This is a genomic window from Kitasatospora sp. NPDC091335, from assembly GCF_044757205.1.
Taxonomy (GTDB): Bacteria; Actinomycetota; Actinomycetes; order Streptomycetales; family Streptomycetaceae; genus Kitasatospora.
The window spans coordinates 101,224-107,061 of the sequence record NZ_JBIVUM010000025.1 but is presented as its reverse complement, the minus strand read 5'-3'; the positions used below and the strand labels follow the sequence as shown (position 1 = coordinate 107,061).

Annotated in this window: 4 protein-coding genes; 1 reads left to right on the top strand and 3 read right to left on the bottom strand. The window is 73.2% G+C overall.

The window, feature by feature from the left end:
• Window positions 1–50: 50 nt before the first annotated feature.
• The 3 genes from ACIQOW_RS36010 to ACIQOW_RS36000 all read right to left on the bottom strand — a co-directional run bounded on the left by ACIQOW_RS36010 (window position 51) and on the right by ACIQOW_RS36000 (window position 4,829).
• Entirely contained in the window at window positions 51–476 is a 426-nt protein-coding gene (locus ACIQOW_RS36010) for a DUF742 domain-containing protein (RefSeq protein WP_188297106.1), read from the bottom strand.
• 167 nt (window positions 477–643) lie between these two features.
• Window positions 644–1,057: a roadblock/LC7 domain-containing protein gene (locus tag ACIQOW_RS36005; RefSeq protein WP_188297107.1), complete on the bottom strand. Its 414-nt coding sequence runs from the start codon at window positions 1,055–1,057 to the stop codon at window positions 644–646.
• Window positions 1,058–1,067: 10 nt separating this feature from the next.
• Entirely contained in the window at window positions 1,068–4,829 is a 3,762-nt protein-coding gene (locus ACIQOW_RS36000; RefSeq protein ID WP_401092062.1) for a nitrate- and nitrite sensing domain-containing protein, read from the bottom strand.
• 590 nt (window positions 4,830–5,419) lie between these two features.
• Between ACIQOW_RS36000 and ACIQOW_RS35995 the strand changes: the two genes are divergently transcribed.
• A complete protein-coding gene (locus ACIQOW_RS35995) occupies window positions 5,420–5,686 on the top strand; it encodes a hypothetical protein (protein WP_317620244.1) in 267 nt (88 codons plus the stop codon).
• Window positions 5,687–5,838: the final 152 nt, after the last annotated feature.

The following is a 5,838-nucleotide window of genomic DNA, read 5'->3' as shown; positions in this document are numbered from 1 at the left end:
CCGCGACGACGATCTTCGCGGAGGTGGTGGCGCGGGTGGGGGCGGCCGCGTTAGAGCTTGCGAAGTCCACTGAGGACCCTTTCGAGCAGCGTGACATCGGGCGTTCCGCCCGACTCGCCCGCGGCGGCGGGCTGGTGGATGGCGACGAGACCGGCCTCGGCAAGGTCGGCGACCAGGATGCGGGCGACACCGAGCGGCACGCCGGCCAGGGCGGAGATCTCCGCGATGGACTTGACCTCACGGCAGAGGCTGACGATCCGGGCGTGCTCGGGCAGCAGCCCGGTGGCCCGGTCGGCCGAACCGGTGGTGGAGATCAGCGCCTCGATGGCGAGCTGGTAGCGGGGTCGGGTCCGGCCGCCGGTCATCGCGTACGGGCGGACCAGCGGCTGCTGCTCGTAGCCGTCGGACTGCTGCCCGCCGTAGCCGCTGCCGTACCCGTTGCCGTACGAGCCGGCGGGTGTCGAGGGCGGGGTCATGGGTCCTCCTAGTGCTGCAGCCTTGAGCAGCCGGTTCCAGCTGGGGCGATGCCAGCTGAGGCGGGATCAGCTGCCTGAGGGTAGCTGAGAGGGTTGCGCCGGGTCCGGTCGGGTCGGACCCGGCGAGGGCGGTGGGACGGGTGGGCGGATCCGCGCGGAGGCTCCGGTCAGTGCAGGAGACTGCCCTGGAGTTCGGCGCGGAGAGCGGGGGTGAGGACGGCGCCGGCGCGGTCGACGAGCAGGGCCATCTCGTAGCCGACGAGGCCGATGTCGGAGTCCGGCGCCGCCAGGACGGCGAGCGAGGAACCGTCGCTGACGGCCATCAGGAACAGGAAGCCCCGCTCCATCTCGACCACGGTCTGGTTGACCTCGCCGCCCTCGAAGATCCGGCTCGCACCGTTGGTCAGCGAGGTGAGGCCGGAGGCGACGGCGGCGAGCTGGTCGGCACGGTCCCGGGGGAAGCCCTCGGACATGCAGAGCAGGAGGCCGTCCGCGGAGACCACCACGGTGTGGGACACCCCGGGGGTGCTGTCCACGAAATTGGTGATCAGCCAGTTCAGGTTCTGTGCGGCCTGGCTCATCTGGTTCAACTCAACGCTCCTGGTGATCTGCGCCGTTGCCGTCGCTCCGGCCACCGAAACTATCGAATCCGGGCTGCTGGGCACCATGCTGGAAGCCCGGCTGGTTGGCGGCCTGCTCGGCCCCGGCGCGACGGCCCTGCTGGATGCCGCGGCGCAGGTTGGTGAGACGGCCGCGGACCTCCTCGGGGGCCCGGGAGACCTGCGGGCCGGTCAGCGGCGAGGCCTCGGCGGTGCCGGAGACCAGGTTGGCCTGCGGGGTCCGCCGGGGCAGGCCCGACATGGTGACGCCGCTGGTCGAGGGCTCGCGGACCTGCTCGGCGCGGCGCCAGCGCTCGTCGTTCGCGGACGGACGCCACGGCGCGTCACCGGTGCCCGGCTGCTGCCCGGGCTGCGGCTGCTGGGGGGCCTGCTGAGGCTGGGCCTGCTGGGGCTGGGCCTGCGGCTGCTGCGGCCGGCCCTCCGGAGCCTGCTGTTCCTCGGCGGACGGCCGGAACTCCGGCGCGGAGGTGCCGGGGCGGCGCGGCTGGTACTGCCGCGGCCGTGCCTGCTGTCCGCCGTCGTCCTGCGGGTGCCAGGGCTGCTCGTCGGCGGGCTGCCGGTCGGCGGCCTGGGAGGAGCCGGTCGGCAGCGCCATCGGCTCCTGGTGCGGCAGCGGCAGCGGCTGCTGCGGGGCCCGCTCCTGACGCACCGGCTCCGGACGCGGCGGGTTCGGCACGTTCGGCAGCACCGGCTCGACCAGGCCGAGGCCCAGCGGGTCGCGCGGGTCGATCTGGCTGGCCTCGAAGCGCGGGCGGGCGAACTGCTGGGTGCTCTCCACCGGCGCCGGCTCGGCCGACGGCTGGGGCTGCGGGGCCTGCGGCGGCAGCTGCGGCTGACGGTCGCGCTGCGGCGCTTCCTGGCCGGGGCGCTGCGGACCGCGCGGGCCCTGGGCGGCGGGCCGGCCGGGGGCGCCGGGGCCCTGCGGGGCCGGGCGGCGCTGCGGCAGTCCCTCCTGCGGACGGTTGCCGGGACGGGCGCCCTGCTGCGGCGCACCGGGACCGCCGGGGCGGCCGTGCTGCGGCTGCTCGCCGGTCCTGGGACCGGGACCGCCGTCGAACTCGCCACCGGGGCGCGGCCGCTCCTGGCCGGGCTGCGGCCGGTCCGCCTGGGGCTGACCGGGCTGCGGCCGGCCCGACTGCGGTTGGCCGGGCTGGGGCCGGCCGGACTGCGGCTGGCCGGGCGGCTGCTGACGGCCGCGGCGGGGCAGGCCGTTCGGGCCGCTCTGCGGCGGGCCCTGGCGGCCCGGGGCGCGCTGCGGCAGACCGCCCTGCTGGGCCTGCTGCGGGGCCTGCGGCGACTTGGGGTTCTGCTGCGGCTGGGCGGGCCGCCCCTGACCGGGCTGACCCCCACCCGGCAGGACGGGGTTCTCGCGCAGCGACTGGCCGACCTTGCGGGTCGGCAGCCCGCCGCCGGCGCGGCCGCCGGGGGCACCGGGGCCCGCCTGCGGACCCGGACCGGCCTGCGGACCGGGACCGGCCGGAGCGGCCGGGCCGCCCTGGCCGAGCTGCGGGCGGCCGCCCTGCGGGGCACCGCCGGCCGGGCCCTGGCCGAGCGCGGCCTGACCGCCCGGGCGGGCGGGCGGCATCTGGCGCTGCTGGCGCGGCGTCGGGGCGACCCCGCGCTGCTGCTTGGCCTGGGCGGAGCCGGGGCGGCCGGTGCCGCGGCGGTCACCGGAGTTGGTGACGTCCACCGGGAGCATGACCAGCGCGGTGGTGCCGCCGGAGTCACTGGGACGGAGCTGGATCCGGATGCCGTGGCGCAGCGACAGGCGGCCGACCACGAAGAGGCCCATGCGGCGGGAGACCGAGACGTCCACCGTCGGCGGGTTGGCGAGGCGCTCGTTGATCTCGGAGAGGTCGTCGGGGCTCAGGCCGATGCCGGTGTCGTGGATCTCGACCAGCACCCGGCCGTCCGGCAGCGCGTGGCCGGTGACCCGGACGCGGGTCTGCGGGCTGGAGAACGAGGTGGCGTTCTCCAGCAGCTCGGCGAGCAGGTGGACGAGGTCGTTGACGACGCGGCCGGCGACCTCGGCCGACGGCACGGCGGCGAGTTCGATGCGCTCGTACTGCTCCACCTCGGAGGCGGCGGCGCGCAGGACGTCGACCAGCGGAACGGGCCTGGTCCAGCGGCGGCCCGGGTCCTCACCGGCGAGGACCAGGAGGTTTTCGCCGTTGCGGCGCATGCGGGTCGCGAGGTGGTCCAGCTTGAAGAGGTTGGCCAGCTGGTCCGGGTCCGCCTCGCGGCTCTCCAGCTCGGAGATGAGCGACAGCTGGCGCTGGATGAGGCCCTGGCTGCGGCGCGAGAGGTTGGTGAACATCGCGTTGATGTTGCCGCGCAGGAGGGCCTGCTCGGCGGCGAGGCGGACGGCCTCGCTGTGCACCATGTCGAACGCGTGGGCCACGTGGCCGATCTCGTCGGTGGAGTCGACGGCGACCGGTTCGACCGTGGTGTCGACGTCGTGCGGGTCGGCCTCGGAGAGGGTCTTGACCAGTTCGGGCAGGCGGCGCTCGGCGACGTCCTCGGCCGCGGCCTGGAGGCGGGTCAGCGAGCGCACCATCGAGCGGGCGATCAGACCGGCGCCACCGAGGGCGACGAGCAGCACCAGGGCGACCGCGACACCGATGATCAGGGCGTCGGCGTCGGCCTGGGCCTGGAGGTCCTGGGCCTTGCCGTCCAGGTTCTCGATGAGCTTGGACTCGATCCGGCGCTCGGCCGTGATCTTGGCGCTGGCCTTCTCGTACCAGTCCTTGTAGCTGACCGCCTCGGTCTGGCGGATGCCGCTCTGGGTGAGGATCGTGGAGGCGTAGCGGTCGGCGTCGGCGACCACCGAGTTGTAGCTCAGCTGGCTGCGCAGGTTGTCCAGGTCGTGCGCGGTGTAGATGTTGTTGAAGCTCGCGATCGCGTTGTCGTACGAGCTGCGCAGACGGATACCGAAGGACTCGTCGCTGGCGCTGAGGTCGGGGCTCTTCGGGTTCGCGAGCGCGGCGCTGATCAGGGCCCGCTGCTGCGAGGTCGCGTTCTTCGCCAGCGAGAACTGCTGGAGCGCGCGGGTGGAGACGACCAGGTCCTTGTTGTTCGACGCGAGCGCGATGTCCTGGGTGATGGACAGCAGGTCGCGGATGATCACGTCGTACGCGGTGATCGTCGACTGGATGTTCTGGTTGTTCTGGTACGGCAGGCTGCGGGTGTCCGCGATCGAGTTCAGGTCCTTGCGGATCTGGAGCAACAGCGCCTTTCCACCGGACAGTTCGAGGTTCTCGAACTTGTCGGAGGACGCGGTGAAGGTGCGGCTCAGATCGTCGGTGGACTTGCGGGCCGCGACGATGTCGTCGTCCAGCGGGGCGGTCGGTTCCTTGGTGATCGGGCCGGCGCTGATGTCGCGCTCGGTCTGGAGCGCGTCCGCGAGGTTGGTCGCCTTCTTGGCCAGGTCGGACAGGTTGGCCATCTGGGCGAGTTGCTGCGAGTTCTCCATCGAGCTCTGGATGCGCAGGCCACCGAGGACCAGCGAGACCATCACGGGGAGGGCGAGCAGCGCGATCAGACGGGTGCGGATGCGCCAGTTGCGCATCGCGAGCCGGTTCAGACCGGTGGCGCGTCGCCGGGTCAGCGAGGTGCGGAGCTTGTCCCGGGCGGACTTCCGCTCCTGACCGTCCTCCTCCGGGCGGCCGGGGGGCTCCGGTGTCACCGGCTCGGCCGGGCCGTCGGGGGCCGCCGCCTGTTGAGGGGCTGCCACAGGCTCACGCGACTCCGGGTTACCCGCGGCGCCGCTACCCCTTTTGAAACGTCCCTGCACTGGCGTCGCAACCTCTGGACCGGGCGTCCCGCCGCGTCGCCACGGCCTGGACGGTGTCGAGTTTCCATCCGCACCCCGGCCGGTCCGGGAGAGCGGGCACCGGGGTGGACCACTCCCTACCCACGGTCCGTCGCATTCCAGCACAGCCGGGGAATCCCAACAAGGGCCGCAGGAACCAGGCCTCCGGCGCTACCGACCGCTTGCACAGTCTCACGGACTGTGCGGTAACGGGTCCGGAATACCGCCTTTTTCGGACACTCGCCGGATACATGCCAAGAAGAGTCGTGATCGGGAAGAGTCGGGGACCTTCCCGAATGCACCTTATCGGTGAAATGTCGGAATATCCCGCTGCGACGATATGTCGGATATCTGCGTTTTGCTCATCATTTTGTGAGCAAAATCACAGTCCAATGTGTAGCTTTGGTCACGGCCTCTATGGAATGAGATCTCGTAACCTGGCTCTCTCCGGAGCACGGCCCAGACCAGCCTGCCCAGAACCCCTCCGAATCAATCGGAATCAACTCAGGCCGGTGCCGATCCGTCGTGATCCGGCCGGCCGCGACCACGAGGTGCTCTCGATGTCCCAGGCGAAGAACGCCACCAAGTCCACGCTGTCCTGCCGCCCCACGGCGAACCCGCGCCGGACGACGCTGGCCTCGGTCGAGGACTTCAGCAAGATCCCGGGCGCCCGCAAGCCCGAGGACGTCGTGACCTACGGCACCGAGCTGCCGGGCGTCACCGCCAACCCGCGCCGCATCCAGCTGATGGTCGCCCCGGTCGTCGTCGTGCGGGACTGACCGGGCAACGCCGTACCGGGGGCGGCGCCCCCCCCCCCCGGGGGGGGGGGCCCCCCCCCCCCGGGGCCCCCCCCCCCCCCCGGGGGGGCCCCCCCCCCCCGGCCCCCGGGCGACGCCGGGCGCCGGCCCCCCCGCGGGGTGCCCGGCGGCCG

Excerpts from the sequence above, each read along its gene's own strand:
- ACIQOW_RS36010 (WP_188297106.1), bottom strand. The coding sequence starts at position 476 with ATGACCCCGCCCTCGACACCCGCCGGCTCGTACGGCAACGGGTACGGC.
- ACIQOW_RS36005 (WP_188297107.1), bottom strand. The coding sequence starts at position 1,057 with ATGAGCCAGGCCGCACAGAACCTGAACTGGCTGATCACCAATTTCGTG.